We start from the raw sequence: 267 nt of genomic DNA on the forward strand, positions 1-267 counted from the left end.
GTGCAACATCTGCGCGAACGGACCGACGTGCAGAACATCGACCTGATGAACCTGGCCGGCTTCTGCCGCAATTGCCTGTCCAAGTGGTACCGCGCGGCGGCCGAGGAGAAGGGTGTCGAGCTCTCCTACGACGACGCCCGCGAGATCGTCTACGGCATACCCTACGACGAGTGGAAGGCTGCCTATCAGAGCGAGGCGACGGCCGAGCAGAAACAGAAGTTCGAGCAAAGCCACTAGGCGGCCCGGCTTCACCACCTGTCTCCTTCC

Annotated in this window: 1 protein-coding gene; it reads left to right on the forward strand. The window is 62.5% G+C overall.

Annotated elements, in window-relative coordinates:
• Nucleotides 1-237, forward strand: a 237-nt coding sequence (locus tag R0J87_RS20980; RefSeq protein ID WP_498888681.1) for a DUF1244 domain-containing protein, incomplete at its 5' end; no start/stop codon positions are given.
• Between the last annotated feature and the right edge of the window lie 30 nt (nucleotides 238-267).

It is taken from the genome of Halomonas sp. SIMBA_159, from assembly GCF_046536035.1.
GTDB classification, from domain to species: Bacteria; Pseudomonadota; Gammaproteobacteria; order Pseudomonadales; family Halomonadaceae; genus Vreelandella; species Vreelandella venusta_A.